The organism is Roseateles sp. 22389, assembly GCF_052044995.1.
Classification (GTDB): Bacteria; Pseudomonadota; Gammaproteobacteria; order Burkholderiales; family Burkholderiaceae_C; genus Roseateles.
Window position 1 is genome coordinate 297,052 of sequence record NZ_JBQEOF010000006.1, and the last position, 16,264, is coordinate 313,315.

The 16,264-nt window shown below is 69.6% G+C and carries 15 protein-coding genes and 1 tRNA gene; 9 read left to right on the top strand and 7 right to left on the bottom strand.

Translation table 11 applies throughout. From position 1 onward, the window contains the following. Positions 1 to 83: 83 nt before the first annotated feature. The 3 genes from ACTJKJ_RS11355 to ACTJKJ_RS11365 all read right to left on the bottom strand — a co-directional run bounded on the left by ACTJKJ_RS11355 (position 84) and on the right by ACTJKJ_RS11365 (position 3,779). Complete coding sequence (locus ACTJKJ_RS11355; protein ID WP_440820492.1) at positions 84 to 1,466, bottom strand: TolC family protein; 1,383 nt, start codon at positions 1,464 to 1,466, stop codon at positions 84 to 86. A gap of 441 nt (positions 1,467 to 1,907) precedes the next feature. After that, entirely contained in the window at positions 1,908 to 2,654 is a 747-nt protein-coding gene (locus ACTJKJ_RS11360) for a 2OG-Fe dioxygenase family protein (RefSeq protein WP_297381795.1), read from the bottom strand. An 87-nt stretch (positions 2,655 to 2,741) separates the two neighbouring features. Continuing rightward, positions 2,742 to 3,779: a CDP-6-deoxy-delta-3,4-glucoseen reductase gene (locus ACTJKJ_RS11365; protein WP_440820493.1), complete on the bottom strand. Its 1,038-nt coding sequence runs from the start codon at positions 3,777 to 3,779 to the stop codon at positions 2,742 to 2,744. A 154-nt stretch (positions 3,780 to 3,933) separates the two neighbouring features. On the opposite strand from ACTJKJ_RS11365, the gene ACTJKJ_RS11370 reads away from it, so the two are divergent. After that, on the top strand, positions 3,934 to 4,857 hold the full coding sequence (locus ACTJKJ_RS11370; protein ID WP_440820494.1) for an NAD-dependent epimerase/dehydratase family protein: 924 nt from the start codon (positions 3,934 to 3,936) through the stop codon (positions 4,855 to 4,857). Between the two features lie 56 nt (positions 4,858 to 4,913). Here the strand turns inward: ACTJKJ_RS11370 and ACTJKJ_RS11375 are convergent, their stop codons facing one another. After that, on the bottom strand, positions 4,914 to 5,501 hold the full coding sequence (locus ACTJKJ_RS11375; RefSeq protein ID WP_183480368.1) for a rhomboid family intramembrane serine protease: 588 nt from the start codon (positions 5,499 to 5,501) through the stop codon (positions 4,914 to 4,916). A gap of 219 nt (positions 5,502 to 5,720) precedes the next feature. Continuing rightward, positions 5,721 to 5,805, bottom strand: a tRNA-Leu gene (locus tag ACTJKJ_RS11380). 150 nt (positions 5,806 to 5,955) lie between these two features. On the opposite strand from ACTJKJ_RS11380, the gene cysM reads away from it, so the two are divergent. The 3 genes from cysM (at position 5,956) to ACTJKJ_RS11395 (ending at position 7,793) form a co-directional block, all read left to right on the top strand. Then, positions 5,956 to 6,885, top strand: coding sequence for a cysteine synthase CysM (gene cysM, locus ACTJKJ_RS11385; RefSeq protein ID WP_183480366.1), 930 nt, complete (start codon positions 5,956 to 5,958; stop codon positions 6,883 to 6,885). A gap of 95 nt (positions 6,886 to 6,980) precedes the next feature. After that, positions 6,981 to 7,508, top strand: a complete 528-nt coding sequence (locus ACTJKJ_RS11390) for an NUDIX domain-containing protein (protein WP_440820495.1) — start codon at positions 6,981 to 6,983, stop codon at positions 7,506 to 7,508. Positions 7,509 to 7,565: 57 nt separating this feature from the next. After that, positions 7,566 to 7,793 (top strand): sulfurtransferase TusA family protein, encoded by a 228-nt coding sequence (locus tag ACTJKJ_RS11395; RefSeq protein ID WP_091733295.1) that lies wholly within the window; start codon positions 7,566 to 7,568, stop codon positions 7,791 to 7,793. 98 nt (positions 7,794 to 7,891) lie between these two features. Here ACTJKJ_RS11395 and galU read toward each other — a convergent pair whose 3' ends face one another. Then, positions 7,892 to 8,761: a UTP--glucose-1-phosphate uridylyltransferase GalU gene (galU, locus tag ACTJKJ_RS11400; protein WP_343640312.1), complete on the bottom strand. Its 870-nt coding sequence runs from the start codon at positions 8,759 to 8,761 to the stop codon at positions 7,892 to 7,894. An 84-nt stretch (positions 8,762 to 8,845) separates the two neighbouring features. On the opposite strand from galU, the gene ACTJKJ_RS11405 reads away from it, so the two are divergent. Further along, positions 8,846 to 9,820 (top strand): NAD(P)-dependent oxidoreductase, encoded by a 975-nt coding sequence (locus tag ACTJKJ_RS11405; protein WP_091733303.1) that lies wholly within the window; start codon positions 8,846 to 8,848, stop codon positions 9,818 to 9,820. Here the strand turns inward: ACTJKJ_RS11405 and ACTJKJ_RS11410 are convergent. Further along, a complete protein-coding gene (locus ACTJKJ_RS11410) occupies positions 9,762 to 12,620 on the bottom strand; it encodes a valine--tRNA ligase (RefSeq protein WP_440820496.1) in 2,859 nt (952 codons plus the stop codon). The two genes, ACTJKJ_RS11405 and ACTJKJ_RS11410, sit on opposite strands and share 59 nt — an antisense overlap. Before the next feature lie 283 nt (positions 12,621 to 12,903). On the opposite strand from ACTJKJ_RS11410, the gene ACTJKJ_RS11415 reads away from it, so the two are divergent. From ACTJKJ_RS11415 to ACTJKJ_RS11430, 4 genes are read left to right on the top strand one after another with little or no spacing between them, the layout of a single operon-like run. Beyond that, complete coding sequence (locus ACTJKJ_RS11415; protein WP_440820497.1) at positions 12,904 to 13,659, top strand: hypothetical protein; 756 nt, start codon at positions 12,904 to 12,906, stop codon at positions 13,657 to 13,659. Then, a complete protein-coding gene (locus tag ACTJKJ_RS11420; RefSeq protein WP_440820498.1) occupies positions 13,659 to 14,024 on the top strand; it encodes a 4Fe-4S dicluster domain-containing protein in 366 nt (121 codons plus the stop codon). The genes ACTJKJ_RS11415 and ACTJKJ_RS11420 overlap by 1 nt, the downstream gene beginning before the upstream one ends. Continuing rightward, positions 14,002 to 14,733: a response regulator transcription factor gene (locus ACTJKJ_RS11425; protein WP_091733871.1), complete on the top strand. Its 732-nt coding sequence runs from the start codon at positions 14,002 to 14,004 to the stop codon at positions 14,731 to 14,733. The genes ACTJKJ_RS11420 and ACTJKJ_RS11425 overlap by 23 nt, the downstream gene beginning before the upstream one ends. After that, positions 14,730 to 16,079 (top strand): sensor histidine kinase, encoded by a 1,350-nt coding sequence (locus ACTJKJ_RS11430; RefSeq protein ID WP_440820499.1) that lies wholly within the window; start codon positions 14,730 to 14,732, stop codon positions 16,077 to 16,079. Before ACTJKJ_RS11425 ends, ACTJKJ_RS11430 begins: the two co-directional genes overlap by 4 nt. Positions 16,080 to 16,264: the final 185 nt, after the last annotated feature.

The following is a 16,264-nucleotide window of genomic DNA, read 5'->3' on the forward strand; positions in this document are numbered from 1 at the left end:
GAGTGGCCGGAAAAGGTCGGCCGCGGGACAACAGCGGGCGCTTCTCCTCGGTCCTTCCGGGAGTCGCGTGGGCTTGGGGGGAATCAGGGGGTGGGCAGCGGGCCGTCGAGCGCGGCGATGCCGTCTCTATTCATGTCGCCGAGGTCCGACATCAATTTCAGCCGGGCCGCGTTCCACTGGTATTCGCACTGGGCTCGTGCATCGAGCGCATCGACCAGGGTGCCTTGGGCGGAAATCAGTTCCAGGGTGTCCGAGACGCCGCGTTCATATCGATTCGTCGCGGAATCCATGGCGGATTGCGCGGCCTGGAGCAATTGATTCGCGGCGTCGATGTTGTCCAGCGAGGCCGCCAATTCCGCATGGGTTTTGACCAGCTCCAGCAGGACACGGTTTTCGGTGTCCGTCACCTGCAGTTCGGATTTCTCCGCTTGCGCCTGGGCTTCCTGGATCTTGTTGCGACGGGAATCACCATCGAACAGCGGAATCGTGATGGTGGCGCCGACGGTGAAGGTGCTCGAGCGCGAGGCCTGGACGCTCTGGTTCGGATAACCATTGCGGTAGTTGGCCGCGGTGAAGTCGATGGTGGGACGTCCGGCCGCCCGGGCGGCGGCGACGCCGGCCTGGCTCGCGTCGCGCTGATAGCGGGCGGCGAGGATGGCCGGGTGGTGGGTCCTGGCCTCATCCAGCAGCTGGCCCAGGTCGGGCAATTCGGCGCGTGACGGGGTGGGGCTCTTGTCGGGGAGGCGCAGCGCCGTGCCGGCCGGCGCGCCCATGGTCTGGACCAGCACCGCGGTGGCCTTGTCCAGCTCCGCCTTAGCGCGCTGCAGGTTCAAGCGTGCGCGGGCCAGCGAGGCCTCGGCCTGCAGGGTGTCGGCGCGACTGGCGGCGCCCTTTTGCTCCCGGTCGCGGGCGGCGTCGCGGGTGCGCTGCGCCAGCGCCACCGACTGCTGGCGCGCGCCCAGCGTGGCGTTCGCCTGCAGGGCGGAGAAATAGGCCTGGATGGTGTCGGAGACGGTCCGGCGCACGGCGTCGTCGTAGGTGCTGGTGGCCGCGGTCAGCAGGCGTTCGGCCATTTCCTCGCGGGCGGCGCGCTCGCCGAAGTCGAAGAGCCGCCAGCTCAGGCCGAGATAACTGCTGTAGCCGGTGACGCGCTGGTTGCCGCCCGGCGACTGGGCGCTCTGGCTGGTATTGCTTTGCGCCGTCAGCGAGGCATTGACCGTCGGGAGATAAGCCGCCTTGGCCGCGGCCAGTTGGATTTTCTGCGCCTTGATGGAAACCCAGGCCGTGGCGGTGCGGGTATCCCGGCACAGGGCGCTGTCGACGGCGGCGCTCAGCGTGACCAGGGTTTGGGCATCGAGGGTGGTCGTGCAATCCGGCGGGGTTTCCGCCAGGGCGCCCATTTGAATGGCGCCGCCGATGCTGAAGGCCAGTATTGGCCGCAGCCAGTGGTGATTGATCGACCGCATGGAAACTCCCTGGAGACTGGCCCGGCGGATTGCTGGGTCACGGCGAAAATCTCAATTCGCCAGGTCAGTTTAGGAAGCGGGGACGGGGCCGAATGTCGATTCCGTCAATGTGTTTAGACGGCGACCGAACCGGTCATCGATTGATCAATTCAAGGGATTCCAGTGCCTTGATTCTGCCGATTTTGTTGAGGCCAATCACCCGAATGGGTGGGGCGCCTGAATATGTTATTGACGCGTTGAGAAACTACTAATGTTTGCTAGTTAATTTGAGTAGGTATTCCAGCAAATCCCGGCGCCGATTGGCTTGGCGTCGGGCGCGCCCACCCTCCGCGAAGCCAGGCGCCATCGGCGATGCGCGGCATTTCACGGACGAACGAAAGCCGGCGCGCGATGCAGGGCATCGGGCGCCGGCGGACTAGCAAAAAGAAGGGAGTGAGTGGCTCAGCGGCCCATGAAGGCGTCGGCGCGCAGGGTCACCACCAGGGTGTCGCGGTGGCCCGGATGGGTGGGCTCCATCGGCTGGATGGGGGTGGTCTCGTGGATCACGCGCTCGTCGTCGAGCAGCAGCAGCGTCCAGGGTTCCATCATCGTGAAGCGCTGGCCGCGCGGACCGTCGGCCTCGAAGACGCGCGACTCACCCCCCTTGATGCCATGGCGGGCCAGCATGAAGACGGCCACCAGGTCCACGCCGTCGCGGTGCGCGCCTTCGGGCGTCGGGCGGCCGATGCCGCCGGCGGTGTCGATGCGGAACTGGTGCGCCTCGACGAACCACGGGCGCGCGCCTTTGAGCCGGTCGGCCACGCCCGCCAGGCCCAGCAGCAGGCGCGGCCAGATGGGCAGCTCCACGGCGGCGGGCTCCATGGGCTCGAACCAGCGCTCGATGCCGCCGTGCAGCGCGTTGTAGTCCACCGGCTGCCAGTGCGCGCGGTGCGGCGCCAGGCGCACCGACGGGTCGGCCTGCGCGTCGACGACGAAGCTCGCATGCCGCCGGAAGCGGTAGCGACCGCCGTCGCGCAGGTAGGCGTCGGGCGGCAGGTCGTTCCAGAAGGGCTGCAGCCCGCGCAGGTCACCCGCCTGGCAGTGCAACCAATGCGTCAGGCTCTCCGGCGCGATGACGGTGTGACCGAGGTCCTGCAGTTGCTGCTCGAACTGCGCGGCGCTGGAGTAGGGCGGCGGGAAATGCTTCATGCCCGCGAGTATCGGACGCCTCACCCGCCCTGGCGCATGTCACGCCGGCAATACGGGATTCGCGGTGCGCAAAGCGCTGCCGCCGGCTCAGCCGGCGTGCTTGTCGGCTTCGGAGGTGAACGCGTCGGCGTAGAACTCCTCCGCCGGCAGGCCGCAGCGGGCGACGAAGTCGCGCTGCGCCGACTCCACCATGACGGGCGCGCCGCAGGCGTAGACCTGGTGGCGCGACAGGTCCGGCAGGTCGGCCATCACGGCCTGGTGGACGAATCCGGTGCGACCGGTCCAGCCGTCCTCGGCGTTGGGCTCGGACAGCACCGGCACGTAGCTCAGCGTGGGCATCGCCGCAGCGGCCTGGACCGCCCAGTCGTGCAGGTAGAGGTCGGCCTGGCCGCGCGCCCCCCAGTACAGCGTCACCGGGCGGGTGATGCCCTGGTCCTGGATGCGCTCCAGGATCGCCTTGATCGGCGCGAAGCCGGTGCCCGAGGCCAGCAGCACGATCGGCTTGTCGCTGTCCTCGCGCAGGAAGAAGCTGCCGAACGGGCCTTCCATGCGCAGGATGTCCTTTTCCTTGAGCGTGCCGAAGACGTGGTCGGTGAACTTGCCGCCGGGCATGTGGCGGATGTGCAGTTCGATGGCCGGCGGCGTGCCCAGGCGGCTCGGCGCGTTGGCCATCGAATAGCTGCGGCGGGCGCCGTCGCGCAGGATGAACTCGACGTACTGGCCGGCGCGGTATTGCAGGTTCTGGTTGGCCGGCAGCTGCAGCCGGATGACGGCGACGTCGCCGGCCGGCTTCTCGACGGTGATCACGCGGCTGGGCAGCTTGAGCACCGGGAACTCGCCGGCGCCGGGCACCGTGCGGGCCTCGACGACGCAATCGGTCTGCGGCCTGGCGCAGCAGGTGAGGATCATGCCGGCGGCCTCCTCGGCCGGCGGCAGCGCCTTGGACTGGTGCTCGCCATGCACGACCTGGCCCTCGACCAGCTTGCTCTTGCAGGAACCGCAGGCGCCGTCCTTGCAGCCGTAGGGCAGGCCGATGCCCTGGCGGATGGCGGCGGCCAGCACGGTTTCGTCGTCGTCGACGGTGAAGTTGCGGCCGGCGGGCAGGACGGTGACCTGGAAGCTCATGGTGCGGGGCGGCGCGGGCGGACCCGCGTCATGTCGAGAGGAAAAGGAAGGCGGCGGAAGCGACACGGCCCGCGCGGTCCGGAGACCGGGGCGCGAGCCGTGCCAGCCGTAAACTGGCCCGCCATTTTGCCCCAGCCCCGCAGCGCCCCTCGCCATGCCTGGTTCCCCGTCCGCTTCGTCCGCCGCTCCCCGTCGCGCCCGCCGCGGCCGCCTGTTGATCGTCGGCTGCGGCGACGTCGGCCTGCGCGTGCTGCGGCTGCTGGCCGGGCGCTGGACGGTCTTCGCGCTGACCAGCAGCGCCGCGCGCGTCGGCGCGCTGCGCGCCGCGGGCGCGATCCCGCTGATCGGCGACCTGGACGACGCGGCCACGCTCGGCCGCCTCGCCGGCCTGGCGGACCGGGTGCTGCACCTGGCGCCGCCGGCCGCGCAGGGACGCACCGACGAACGCACGCGGCGCCTGCTGCAGGCGCTGTCGCGCTCGGGGGCGCCGCGGCACCTGGTCTATGCCAGCACCAGCGGCGTCTACGGTGACTGCGGCGGCGCGCGCATCGATGAGACGCGCCGTCCGAATCCGTCCAACGAGCGCGCCTGGCGCCGCGTCGATGCCGAGTCGCAGCTGCGCCAGTGGGGGCGGGCGACCGGCTGTCCGGTGACGATCCTGCGGGTGCCCGGCATCTATGCGTTCGACCGCGCCGGCGGTCATCCGCGCGAGCGGCTGGGCAAGGGCCTGCCGGTGCTGGCGCGCGAGGACGACGTCTACACCAACCACATCCAGGCCGATGACCTGGCGCGCGCCTGCCTGCTGGCGCTGATGCGCGGGCCGGCGCAGCGGGTGATCCACGCGAGCGACGACAGCGAGCTGCTGATGGGCGACTACTTCGATCTGGCCGCCGCGCTGTGCGGCCTGGCGCCGCCGGCGCGGGTCGCGCGCGCGCAGGCGTCGGCAGTGTTCTCGCCGATGCAGATGAGCTTCATGAATGAATCGCGCCGGATGGACAACCGCCGGCTCAAGCGCGAACTGCGCCTGCGGCTGCGTTATCCGACGCCGAGCGAGGGGCTGCTGGCGGTCGAGCGCTGACCGCCGCGGGGGAGTCGCCGAGGAGAACCGTCGAGGGTTGAGCGTCCGGGCCGGCTTCAGCGCCGCCGTCCGCCGCGCCAGTAGTTCACCATCAGCCAGGCGCCCAGCATGCCGCCCAGGTGGGCGAAGTGGGCGATACCACTCGAGCCCATCAGGCCGGCCACCAGTTCGATCGCGCCGAAGATGGCGACGAAGACCTTGGCCTTCATCGGGATCGGGGGGAAGAGCGGCATGATGATCCGGTCCGGGAACATCAAGCCGTAGGACAGCAGCAGGCCGAAGAGCGCGCCCGAGGCGCCCACCGTCGGCGCGCCCGAGCCGATCAGCAGCGTGAACACGAGCTGGGCGGCGGCGGCCGTCAGCGCGCTGGCCACCAGCAGCTGCGCGTAGCGCTTGCCGCCCCACAGCGCTTCCAGCTCCGAGCCGAACATCCACAGGCCCAGCATGTTGAAGAACAGGTGCCAGGCGTCGCCGTGCAGGAAGGCGTAGGTCAGCGGCTGCCAGGGCTCGAAGCGGCCGGTGTTCAGCGGCCACAGCGCCATCTGGAAGTTCAGCATCGCCAGCGAGGGCACGACGATGGGCAGGCAGAACAGGCCCACGCAGATCAGCATGAAGGCCTTGGTGACCGGTGGAATGAATGGCATCGCGGCGCGTCTTCGGGGGGAGACAGAGGAAAGGCGCCCTGCGGCGCCACCGGCGAATCCTGACCCCCGTCGTTGGGGGCAGGACGATCGGGCGAGTGTATCCAAGCTTGATGAGGGCAAGCACTGGCCCCGATGACGCCGGGACTGCGGTGGGAACGAAGCATCGTTCGCAGCGGGCGTTCACGAGAGGTTGCTGATGACGGGAGGGACCAAGAGGCTTGGTGCCCGGAGTCGGACTCGAACCGACACGCCTTGCGGCGGGGGATTTTGAGTCCCCTGCGTCTACCGATTTCGCCATCCGGGCGTCATCAGCAACGCGGCCCCGGTCGGATCGACGCTGGGGCCGCTGTGCGGGCCGTCAACTGAAGCTTCGTCGTGGACAGAGCCAGAGGGGCCGCGAAAGAAAAGGCATTATGCCACCACAGCCATACGCCGACTGAGAGAATGCGCGGCTATGAGTGATGCAAGCGCCTTCGATCCCACGAGCTATCCGACCCTGGAAGACGTCATCGGCCACACGCCGCTGGTGCGGCTGCAACGCGTGCTGGGCCCGGCGCTGGCCGCGCGCGGCAATGTGCTGCTGGCCAAGCTGGAGGGCAACAACCCGGCGGGCTCGGTCAAGGATCGTCCGGCCATCAGCATGATCCGGCGCGCCGAGGAGCGCGGCGAGATCAAGCCCGGCGACACGCTGATCGAGGCGACCTCCGGCAACACCGGTATCGCGCTGGCGATGGCCGCGGCGATCCGCGGCTACCGGATGGTGCTGATCATGCCGGAGGACCTCTCCGTCGAGCGCGCGCAGACGATGAAGGCCTTCGGCGCGGAACTGATCCTGACGCCGCGCTCCGGCGGCATGGAATACGCCCGCGACCTGGCCGAGCAGATGCAGCGCGACGGCAAGGGCCGCGTGCTCGATCAATTCGCCAATGGCGACAACCCCCGCATCCATTACGAGACCACCGGTCCCGAGATCTGGCGCGACACCGGCGGCCGCGTCACCCACTTCGTCAGCGCGATGGGCACGACCGGCACCATCACCGGCGTGTCGCGCTTCCTGAAGGAGCAGAACCCGGAAGTGCGCATCGTCGGCGCGCAGCCGGCGGAGGGCTCGCGCATCCCCGGCATCCGCAAGTGGCCGCCGGCCTACCTGCCCAAGATCTACCGCCCGGAAACGGTGGACGAGCTGGTGTTGGTCGGCCAGTCCGATGCCGAGGACATGGCCCGCCGGCTGGCCCGCGAGGAAGGCCTGTTCGGCGGCATCTCGGCCGCAGGCGCCTGCTGGGTCGCGATGCAGATCGCCCGCCAGGTGAGCAACGCGACGATCGTGTTCGTCGTCTGCGACCGCGGCGACCGCTACCTGTCGACCGGCGTGTTCCCGGCTTGATGGTCGGAGGGCTGAGGGCCTGACTGCCTGACGGGCGGCCGGCGATCGGGGATGATCGCCGGATCGTGACCCGACGGCGCCGCGCGCCTTTGCCCATGACCTTCCGCTTCTGCCCGCAATGCGCCAGCGAACTGGCGTGGATCGAACTGCCGGAGGACGGCGGCCCCAAGACCCGGCTGCGCTGCCCTCGCTGCGACTTCACCCACTGGAACAATCCGACGCCGGTGCTGGCGGCGGTGGTCGAGTGCATCGACCGCGAGGGCCAGGTCTTGCTCGCCCGCAACGCCGCCTGGCCGGGGCGCTTCTTCGGATTGATCACCGGCTTCATGGAGGCCGGCGAGTCGCCGGAGGAGGGCATCCGGCGCGAGGTGCTGGAGGAGACCTCGCTCGAGGCGCTCGGCGCGACGCTGATCGGTGTCTACGACTTCCAGAAGAAGAACCAGGTCATCATCGCGTACCACGTGCCGGCGCGCGGCGAGGTCACGCTGTCGCCGGAGCTGGTCGAGTACTCGCTGACGCCGCCGGAGCAGCTCGAATGCTGGCCCGCCGGGACCGGCCAGGCGCTGGCGGACTGGCTGCGCGGCCGCGGCCTCGAGCCGAAGTGGATGGCGCCGCGCAGCTGAGCCGGGCTGACTAGAATCCGCCACATCGCCGGTGCGCGCGCCGGTCAGGACATACACATGGACATCCACAAGGAACTCGACACCCGCGGACTGAACTGCCCGCTGCCCATCCTCAAGGCCAAGAAGGCGCTGGCGGAAATGGAAAGCGGCCAGCTGCTCAAGGTGGTCGCGACCGACCCGGGATCGATGCGCGACTTCCAGGCCTTCTCGCGCCAGACCGGCAATGAGCTGGTCGAGCAGACCAGCGCCGGCGACGAGTTCATCCACGTGCTCAAGCGCCGCTGAGCGCGGATCCGGAAACGAAGAAGGCCACGCGTTGCGTGGCCTTCGTGCTTCATGACGGGACAGTGACGGGAAGTCCTGCCGTCAGAAGTTCAGCACGGTCAGATTTCCAGCGTCTTCAGGTATTCGCGGAAACTGGCGCCCAGTTGCGGGTGGTCCAGCGCGAGTTCGACGTTGGCCTGCAGGAAACCTTCCTTGCTGCCGCAGTCGTAGCGCTTGCCGTCGTAGCGGAAGGCGAAGACCTTCTCGCGGCGCATCAGCGCGGCGATGCCGTCCGTCAGCTGGATCTCGCCGCCGACGCCGCGCGGCTGCGTGGCGATCTCGCGGAACACGCCCGGCGTCAGGATGTAGCGGCCGGCCACGCCCAGGCGCGACGGCGCGTCCTCGGGATTGGGCTTCTCGACCATGTGGGTCAGGTCCATCAGGCGGTCGCTGATGGCCGAGCCGGCCACGATGCCGTAGCGCTTGGTGTGCTCGGCGGGCACCTCCTGGACGGCCAGGATGGAGGCCTGCCATTCGGAGAACTGGTCCACCATCTGCTTGAGCACCGGCGGCTTGCCCACCATCAGGTCGTCGGCCAGCAGCACCGCGAAGGGCTCGTTGACGACCACGCATTGCGCGCACAGCACCGCGTGGCCCAGGCCCAGGGCCTTGGGCTGGCGGATGTAGATGCACTCCATGTCGTCGGGCTTGATCGAATGGACCAGCGCGAGCAGTTCCTTCTTGCCGGCGGCCTCGAGTTCGGTTTCGAGTTCGAATGCGGTGTCGAAGTGATCGGGAATGGCGCGCTTGTTACGTCCATTCACGAAGATCATCTGGCGGATGCCGGCCGCGTAGGCCTCCTCCACTGCGTACTGGATCAGCGGCTTGTCGACCACCGGCAGCATCTCCTTGGGCTGCGCCTTGGTGGCGGGCAGGAAGCGAGTGCCAAGTCCAGCAACCGGGAAGATTGCCTTGTTGATGAGGGCCATTTACGTACACTCCAACGGTAATTGCGCCGGCATTCTTGCATGGCGCTACTGAAAGAAAATCAAACAATCCTCTCCAAACCCCTCATGTCAGTGCTAGTCCTGGAACCGCTGGAGGCAGACGTCCTGGAATGGCTGGCGGAGCGCCATGCCGTGCAGGTCGCCCCCGAGCCGGCGGACGCGCCGCTGACGCTGAGAGAGCATGTTGCGCAGGCCCAGGCAATTTTCCTGCCCGCCTCCGTCGCGCTGGATGCGGACACGGTCCGCCGCGCGCCGCGACTGCGTGCCGTCGGACGCATCGGCGCCGGCGCGGAGAACATCGATCTGGAAGCCTGCCGCGCCGCCAACATCGAAGTGGTGCGCGCGCCGACCGCGGCGGCCTCGGCCGAAGCGGAGTTCGTCATCGGCGCCTTGCTGGCGCTGCTGCGCCGCGTGCCGGTGCAGGGCGCGGACGGCCAGTGGGTGGGGCGCGAGCTCGGTTGCGCCACCATCGGCCTGGTGGGCCTGACGCCCTCGGCGCGCCAGCTCGCCACGCTGCTGCCGGTGTTTGGTGCGCGGGTGATCGGTTATGACCCCAGCCTGCACCATGCCGATCCGCTCTGGGCGCAGTGGGGCATCGAACCCTATGGACTGCGCGAGCTGATGCAGGCCGCCGACGGCGTCAGCGTGCAGCTGGCGTATTTCCCGCGCTACCGCGGCCTGATCGGCGAGCGGGTGCTGAACTTCTGCAAGCCGTCTCAGGTGCTGGTGTCGACCTCGCACTCGGCCCTGTTCGACGAACAGGCGCTGGCGGACGCGCTGCATGGCGGCCGATTGCTGGCCGCGTGGCTGGACCTGATGGAGCCCGGCCTGATGGAAGCCGGGCGCCCCTTGCATGGGGCGCCCGGTCTGCAGGTCACGCCGCGCGTGGCGGCGACGACCCGGGAGTCACGGATGCGCGCCGCGTGGAGCGTGGCGCGGCGGATCTCGGAGATCCTGTCCACGCCCGCGACGCAGGCCGAATTCAGGCCGACCCACCCAGGCGCGCTGCCTGATCTTTTAGCCGAACCACGGTGGCGCTGAAGTCGGCGATGCGCTGACGTTCCTGCTCCACGACGGCCGCCGGGGCGCGCGCCACGAAGCTCTCATTGCCCAGCTTGGCATTGGCCTTGGCGACCTCGCCTTCCAGGCGGGCAATCTCCTTGGCGATGCGGGCGCGCTCGGCCTCGACGTCGATCTCCACTTTCAGCGCCAGGCGCGCCGCGCCGTGCACCAGCACCGGCGACATCGCGCTCTGCTGGTTGAAGGCGGCCTCGTCCTCGATCAGCTCGACGCTCTGCAGCTTGGCCAGCACCTTCAGCGCCGGCGCGGCCTCGCGCAGGAAGGACAGGTCGCCGCCGGCCAGCAGCGGCACGCGGTCGGACGGGCTCAGGCCCATCTCGCCGCGCAGGCTGCGGCAGGTGCCGACCACGGCCTTGAGCTGCTCGACCCAGGCGATGGCCTGCGGGTCGATGCGCTCGGGCTGCGCGACCGGGTAGGGCGCGGTCACCAGGTAGTCGGTGGACTTGCGGCCGGCGATCGGCGCGACGGTCTGCCAGAGTTCCTCGGTGATGAAGGGCGTGATCGGGTGCAGCAGACGCAGGATGGTCTCGAGCACGCGGATCAGCGTGCGGCGCGTGCCGCGCTGCGCAGCCTCGTTGCCCTCGGCCTGCGCGGTCTGCAGCTGCACCTTGGCCAGCTCCAGATACCAGTCGCAGTACTCGTCCCACACGAAGGAATAGATCGCGTTGGCGACCTGGTCCAGGCGGTAGTCGGCGAAGCCCTGCGCGACGGCCTGCTCGACCTGCTGCAGCTCGCTGACGATCCAGCGGTCGGCCTGCGAGAACTGCAGGTAACCGTGCGCGCTGCCGCCCGGCGCGCATTGCTCCTTCGTGTGCTCGACCAGGCCGCAGTCCTGGCCTTGCGTGTTCATCAGCACGAAGCGGGTGGCGTTCCACAGCTTGTTGCAGAAGTTCCGGTAGCCCTCGCAGCGCTTGCTGTCGAAGTTGACGCTGCGGCCCAGCGTCGCCATCGCCGCGAAGGTGAAACGCAGCGCGTCGGCGCCGTAGCCGGGGATGCCTTCGGGGAATTCCTTCTCGGTGGCCTTGCGGACCTTGGGTGCGGTCTCGGGCTTGCGCAGGCCCTGGGTGCGCTTGTCCAGCAGCGGGGCCAGCTCGATGCCGTCGATCAGGTCGACCGGGTCCAGCACGTTGCCCTCGGACTTGCTCATCTTCTTGCCCTGCGCGTCCAGCACCAGGCCGTGGATGTACACATGCTTGAAGGGCACCTTGCCGGTGAAGTGCGTCGTCATCATGATCATCCGGGCGACCCAGAAGAAGATGATGTCGTAGCCGGTGACCAGCACCGACGACGGCAGGAACAGGTCCTGCTCCAGCGTCTTGGCCGGCCAGCCCAGCGTCGAGAACGGCACCAGCGCCGACGAGTACCAGGTGTCCAGCACGTCCTCGTCGCGCTTGAGCGGGCCGGTGTAGCCGACGGCGGTGGCCTTGGCCTGCGCCTCGGCCTCGTCATGGGCGACGAAGATCTCACCGCCCGTGCCGAACCAGGCCGGGATCTGGTGGCCCCACCAGAGCTGGCGCGAGATGCACCAGTCCTGGATGTTGCCCATCCACTGGTTGTAGGTGTTGACCCAGTTCTCGGGCACGAACCTGACCTCGCCGCTGGCGACCACGTCGATGGCCTTCTGCGCGATGGACTTGCCGTCCTTGCCCGGCTTGCTGGTGGCGACGAACCACTGGTCGGTCAGCATCGGCTCGACGATCTGCCCGGTGCGCGTGCAGCGCGGCACCATCAGCTTGTGCTTCTTGACCTCGACCAGCAGGCCTTGCTCCTCCAGCGCCTTGACGATCGCCTTGCGCGCCGCGAAGCGGTCCAGGCCGCGGTACTCGGCCGGGATCTCGTCCATCGTGTCGACGACGGTCGCGTCCAGCGTGAAGATGGTCAGCATCGGCAACTGGTGGCGCTGGCCGACCTGGTAGTCGTTGGTGTCGTGGGCCGGCGTGACCTTGACGACGCCGGTGCCGAATGCCTTGTCGACGTACTCGTCGGCGATCACCGGCACCAGGCGGCCGGTGATGGGCAGCTTCACCTGCTGGCCGATCAGGTGCTTGTAGCGCTCGTCCTCGGGGTGGACCATCACCGCGGTGTCGCCCAGCATGGTCTCGGGCCGCGTGGTCGCCACGACCAGCGACTCGCGGCCCTCGGCCAGCGGATAGCGGATGTGCCACAGCGAACCTTCCTCCTCCTCGCTCTCGACCTCGAGGTCGGAGACGGCGGACTTCAGGATCGGGTCCCAGCTGACCAGGCGCTTGCCGCGGTAGATCAGGCCTTCGTCGAAGAGCTTGACGAAGGTGTCGACGACGACGGTCGACAGCTTGTCGTCCATCGTGAAGTACTCGTGGCCCCAGGACACCGAGTCGCCCATGCGGCGCATCTGCTGCGTGATGGTGGAGCCGGACTGCTGCTTCCATTCCCAGACGCGGGCGACGAAGTTCTTGCGGCCCAGGTCGTGGCGGCTCTGGCCCTGGCCCTGCAGCTGGCGCTCGACGACGATCTGCGTGGCGATGCCGGCGTGGTCGGTGCCCGGGACCCACAGCGTGTTGTGGCCGCGCATCCGGTGGTAGCGCGTCAGGGAGTCCATGATGGTCTGGTTGAACGCGTGGCCCATGTGCAGCGTGCCGGTGACGTTGGGCGGCGGCAGCTGGATGCTGAACGACGGCCTGGCCGGATCGAGCGTCGGCTCGTAGAGGCCCTTGGACTCCCACAGCGGGCCCCAATGGGCTTCGAGAGAGGCGGGTTCGAAGGACTTGGCGAGTTCGGTCATGGGGGCGCTCCGCCGCGAGGCGGTGTCATCTAGGCGAGGGACACGGAGCCGGCGATTGTAGAGGGCCATGGCTCCGGCGATCCCCGTTCCGGGCGCGCGGAACGGGGGACAGCCGAGAGGGGGAGAACCGTCGCCCGGGCGGGGGATGTCGAAAACCGGACCCCTGACGCGTCGTGTCAGCAGAGGCGCTGCCTCCCCCCTTGGAGGCATTCCGTCGGGTGGGCAGGGGGCGATACAAAACGAAAAGCAGCGATACCGCGGTGAGATGCCCCGACGAGGCGGCATGGGAATCATGGCGACATGGATTCACCGCCCGGACAACCGGGCTTTACCAAGGAACCGCACCATGCACCTGTTTCGACGCTGGAGCCACCACCATGAACGTCAGCACGCTCACTTCGGCCACGATGGTCGCTTCGGTCCTTTCGGCCCTGTGTGTGACGATGGCTTCTACGGCCCGCTGCCCGTCCACGGCCCCTGGCACCGGTTCGCCGGTTTCGGCGGTTTCCCGTGGGGCTGGGGCGGGCTCGGACGCGAGCAATTCCGACATGGCCGCCACCGCCACCACGGTGGCCCTGGTCACCACGGCGGTGATGGGTGGGGCGGCTTCGGCGGGGGCCTGGGACCCGATGCCCACGGTCGCCGCGGCGGGCGGCTGCAAGCCCGGGCCCGCGCCTTTCTGGACCTGAACGACAGCCAGGCCGAGCTGCTGGAGCGCTTGGTCGACCAGCTCGGCACGGCGCGGCGCGCGGTCAAGGCGCTGGCCCGTGGTCCGGAGGTCGCCCGGCTGATCGAGAGCGACAACTTCCGCCGCGAGGAAGCGCAGGAACTCTTCGACGGCCAGGTCGAGGCGCTGCGGGCGACCGGTCCCGCGCTGGTGGCGGCCGTCGGCGATTTCTTCGACGCGCTCGACTTCGACCAGCAGCAGATGCTGCGTTTCCTGTTGCGCCGGCTTCGCCGCCGCGCCGGGCGGGATGGGGGCCGGGGTGGCCACGACCGTCGCGACGGTCACGGCGCTGCCAACGACCGGGGCCTTTGATGGACGGCCGCGACTGCCGGCAGCCTCCGGGGCTGCTGCGGCCGGTCATTGACCGCAACCGCTGCGAAGGCAAGGGCGATTGCGTCGAGGTCTGCCCCTACGGCGTGTTCTCGGTCGGCACCTTGCCGGCGGAGCGCCGCAAGGAACTGAGCCTCTTCGGCAAGCTGCGCGGTTATGCGCACGGCTGGCAGCAGGCCTTCACGCCGAATGCCGACGCCTGCCGGGCCTGCGGCCACTGCGTGAAAGCCTGCCCGGAGCGCGCCATCACGCTGGTCCGGCACACGCGCGCCGCGGGCGCCGAGGGCTCCCCGGGCCCGGCGGCTGGGCACAATGGACGGCACGATGCACCGACTGCTGCTGATTGACGACGACGAGGCGCTGGCCGCGCCGCTGGCGAGCTACCTGGCGCGTTTCGACTTCGCGCTGAGCGCCGTGACGCGGCCGAGCGCCGCGCTGGCGCGGCTGGCCGAGGAGCGCTTCGACGCGCTGATCCTCGACGGCATGCTGCCGGAGATGGACGGCTTCGCCTTCTGCAAGCGCGTGCGCGGCGGCAGCGAGCCGTGGCGCGAGATCCCGATCCTGATGCTGACCGCGCGGGGCGACCTGACCGATCGGGTGGTGGGCCTGGAGCTGGGCGCGGACGACTACCTGGCCAAACCCTTCGAGCCCCGCGAGCTGGCCGCGCGCCTGCAGACCATCCTGCGCCGCACGCGCCTGGCGCCGGCGGCGGTCGCGCCGGCGACGCTGCTGCGCTTCGAGGGGCTGGAGATCGACACCGCGCGCCGCCTGGTCACGGCCGGCACTGGCCCCGTCGAGCTGACCAGCACCGAATACGAGCTGCTGGTGATGCTCGCCCGCGAGCCCGGGCGGGTGTTCTCCCGCGACGAGATCCTGAACCGGCTGCGCGGTCAGGAGGCCGACCTGTTCACCCGGGCGGTGGACATCCTGGTGAGCCGCATGCGTCGCAAGCTCGAGCCGCTGGAGGCGCTCAAGACGCTGCGCAACGCGGGCTACTGCTTCGCGTTGCCGGTGGCGGGCGGTGCGGCGTCCGGCGGCGGGGAGGGCGGGTCATGAAGGGACCGCGTCACCCCTACGACCATTGGTGGGACCGGCTGGACCGGCGAGGCGACCGCGATGACCGCCATGACGGCAATGACGGCAATGACGGCAATGACGGCAATGACCGCGATGCGCCGTGGGAACGGCGCCCGCGCGGTGCGGCCGGATCGGCCGGCCCGGACGGCCCCGGCGGTCCCGGCGAGTGGGGCGACCCCCGCTGCGGCGATCCGCGCTGGCACGCGCGGCGCGACGCCTGGTGGCTGCGCCTGCACGAGGAACGGCTCCGGCACCACCGCAAGCGCCTGGACAAGATGAGGCGCTGGGCGGAGATGGAGGCCATGGGCGGCCCGTTCCCGCGGGGGCGCGGCTGGCGCTGGCACATGCGGGCGCGCAACCGCTGGCACCAGCGGTGGCATCGCCACCATGCGCATTTCAAGCATTCGCTGGGCGCGCGGCTGATCGCGATCTTCGTCGTGCTGGCCTGCGCGGGCAGCGCGATCCTGTGGGCCTCGATGAAGGTCGAGTACGGATGGCTCTGGGCCGTGCCGCTGCTGTTGCTGGTGACCGGCCTGGCCTATGGCGGCATCCGCCGCCTGGTGGCGCCGCTGCGCGAGCTGGCGGCGGGCGCGGAGGCGTTCGGGCGCGGCGACCTCGCGCATCGCGTGCCCATCCGCCACCGCGACGAGATCGGCGACCTGGCGCACCGCTTCAACCAGATGGCCCAGGACATCCAGGCCATGCTCGACGGCAAGCGCGCCCTGCTGCTGGCGATCAGCCATGAGCTGCGCAGCCCGCTGACGCGCGCGCGGCTGCACGCGGAGCTGGTCGACGAGGGGGCCTCGAAGGCGGCGCTGCTGGACGAGCTGGCGCAGATGCGGGAGCTGATCTCGGCCCTGCTGGAGAGCGAGCGGCTGGGCAGCGGGCATCGCGCGCTGCAGGTCGGCGATTGCGACCTCGGCGCGCTGGCGCGCGAGCAGGACCAGCCCGGCGTCACGCTCAGCATCGATCCCGACCTGCCCGTGCTGCAGCTGGACCGGATGCGGGTGCAACTGCTGCTGCGCAACCTGGTGCACAACGCGCTGCGGCACAACGACGCGGCGACCGGCCCGGTGCGGGTCAGCGTCGAGCGCGATGGCGACGGCGCGCGGCTCACCGTGCGCGACCACGGCCCCGGCGTGCCGCCCGAGGCGCTCGCGCAGCTCGGCCAGCCCTTCTTCCGCCCCGACGAGGCGCGCGCGCGCAGCGAAGGCGGCGTGGGCCTGGGGCTGTCGCTGTGCCGGCTCGTGGCCGAGGCGCACGGCAGCCGGCTCGAGTTGCGCAATGCCGAGCCGGGGTTCGAGGCGGTCGTGCGATTCCGCTGAGCCGCCTCAAGCGAGTGGCTCTCGTCGCAGGTCCCACCGAGACAAGTCGGTCGCCCCACGAGGACTGGTGTGGCGCTCATGCCGACGGTTTCATCGAATCGATTTCATTGATCTTTTCGTGCCAGGTCTTGCGCCGGCCACGCTGAAGATTCATCCCCCGCGTCGCTGATGCGGTCCCTGTCATC